Annotated in this window: 2 protein-coding genes; both read left to right on the top strand. The window is 42.5% G+C overall.

The window, feature by feature from the left end:
* The first annotated feature begins 184 nt into the window (after positions 1–184).
* On the top strand, positions 185–934 hold the full coding sequence (locus tag NOL38_RS10330) for an HAD family hydrolase (protein ID WP_277942082.1): 750 nt from the start codon (positions 185–187) through the stop codon (positions 932–934).
* Between the two features lie 194 nt (positions 935–1128).
* Complete coding sequence (gene trmFO, locus NOL38_RS10325; protein WP_277942081.1) at positions 1129–2475, top strand: methylenetetrahydrofolate--tRNA-(uracil(54)-C(5))-methyltransferase (FADH(2)-oxidizing) TrmFO; 1347 nt, start codon at positions 1129–1131, stop codon at positions 2473–2475.
* The last annotated feature ends 86 nt before the right edge of the window (positions 2476–2561 follow it).

Below are 2561 nucleotides of genomic sequence, written 5' to 3'. Positions count from 1 at the left end.
TGGTTGAACACTTTTCATTATAGGTCATATGGGACTTTTTTCTATACTCAAAAAGGCTCCATAATTTCCATGGTGGATTTACCCACTACAGAAATTATAGAGCCGTTTTTTCGTTCTACTATTGCAAACGTTTTCGTTGTGGGGTATAATATAAAAAATGCTGTCTAAAGATTAGGAGAAAGACATGAAAAGTTACAAAAACTATATCTTCGATTTTTATGGTACATTGGTTGATATTCGTACAGATGAGAATAAACTAGAGGTCTGGAATCAGCTAACACAGATTTACAATGCTTTTGGTTGTTCCTATCGACCGCGCCAGTTGAAAAATGCCTATCATCGTTTTGTAGAAGAGGCAGAGAGATCTCTCGCGGAAACAGTGAGTTATCAATATGTCGAAATTGATTTAGAAACAATCTTCATTCGTCTATTAACGGATGCACCAAATGAAAACCAAAGTACCAATAAGCCGACTGATTTAGAGACTTTTGGGCAAGTAGTAGCCACGATTTTCCGCGTGCTTTCACGTGAAAAGTTAGAGGCTTATGAAAATACCCTAACTAGTCTACAGACATTAAAGGATAGAAAAGCGCGATTATTTATTCTCTCCAATGCTCAACGAATTTTTACTCGGGCAGAAATTGAACAGACAGGTTGTGCGGATTTGATGGAAAAAATTTATATCTCTTCTGACTTTAAGATGAAGAAGCCTGAACCAGCATTTCTTCAACTGGTTTTAGAGGAAAATAATCTTGATGTTGAGGAAACGGTTATGGTTGGTAATGATTTGACATCCGATATAGCTATTGCTCATGAATTGGGAATGGATTCCATTTTGCTGAATACTTTCCCGTATAGTCAGGAAGAAATCGACTCTTATAGGAGACTTGGTTGGAATTTTGAGGTTGTTGGAGATATAGCGGAGCTATTGTAAATAAGCGATAGAACAGCAAATGATATACATAAAATATATTATGTAAAAAACAAAACTACTTTCATTTCAATGAAGGTAGTTTTGTCTTTTCTAGCCATTTTCTGGTATACTAGATAGGTATAAAATTTAGAAAGGTTCTGTTTTGGGGTATTCCCAAACAGTAGTCAGATATTCTGGCTAGAGGTATTAGTTTCATGTCTCAAACCCACATTAACGTTATCGGAGCTGGCTTGGCTGGCTCAGAAGCGGCTTATCAGATTGCCAAGCGTGGTATTCCTGTCAAACTCTACGAGATGCGTGGTGTCAAACCAACGCCCCAGCACAAGACGGACAAGTTTGCGGAGTTGGTTTGTTCCAATTCATTCCGTGGTGATAGTTTGACCAACGCTGTCGGTCTTCTCAAAGAAGAAATGCGTCGTTTGGATTCCATTATCATGCGTGCTGGAGAGGCTCACCGTGTTCCTGCTGGAGGTGCCATGGCCATGGACCGTGAGAATTTCTCCCAAGCGGTGACGGATGAGATTCACAACCACCCACTGATTGAGGTCATTCGTGGCGAGATTACAGAGATTCCAGAAGATGCGATTACAGTTATTGCGACGGGACCTTTGACATCTGACGCCCTGGCAGAGAAGATTCACGCTCTTAATGGTGGCGACGGTTTTTACTTCTACGATGCGGCAGCACCGATTGTGGATAGCTCGACCATTAACATGGATTTGGTCTATCTCAAGTCCCGTTATGATAAGGGAGAAGCTGCCTATCTCAATGCTCCGATGAACAAGGAACAGTTCACCGCTTTCTATGAAGCTTTGATTTCAGCTGAGGAAGCACCGCTCAACTCCTTTGAAAAAGAAAAATACTTTGAAGGCTGTATGCCGATTGAAGTAATGGCCAAACGCGGCATCAAAACCATGCTCTATGGCCCAATGAAGCCGGTTGGTTTGGAATACCCAGAAGACTACAAGGGACCTCGTGACGGCGAATACAAGACACCTTACGCAGTTGTCCAGCTCCGTCAGGATAACGCAGCAGGTAGCCTTTACAATATTGTTGGCTTCCAGACTCACCTTAAGTGGGGCGAGCAGAAGCGGGTCTTCCAGATGATTCCAGGACTCGAAAATGCTGAGTTTGTCCGCTACGGCGTTATGCACCGCAATTCCTACATGGATTCGCCAAACTTATTGGAACAGACCTTTGCGACCAAGAAAAATCCAAATCTGTTCTTTGCAGGTCAAATGACAGGAGTAGAAGGCTATGTTGAGTCTGCAGCTTCTGGTTTAGTTGCCGGTATCAATGCTGTTCGCCGCTTCCATGGCGAAGAGCCGGTCATCTTCCCGCAAACAACAGCTATCGGAGCTCTGCCATTCTACATCACCCACACAGAAAGCAAGCACTTCCAGCCTATGAATGTCAACTTTGGCATCATCAAGGAGCTGGATGGACCGCGGATCCGTGACAAGAAGGAGCGTTATGAGGCAATCGCAGAGCGTTCCCTCAAGGACTTGGAAGAGTTTTTGGGTTCTGTTGCAAAGTTTTAAATCTACTATCAAATAAGGTAGAATAATAGAAAAAGATAGCAGGAGGAATGACGATGAATCATTTTAAAGGAAAGCAATTTCAGCAG

Origin of the sequence: Streptococcus suis (assembly GCF_029616525.1) — a bacterium.
Taxonomy (GTDB): domain Bacteria; phylum Bacillota; class Bacilli; order Lactobacillales; family Streptococcaceae; genus Streptococcus; species Streptococcus suis_AF.
Note: the sequence above shows the minus strand (reverse complement) of the source record. Positions and strands in the feature narration are given on the sequence as shown.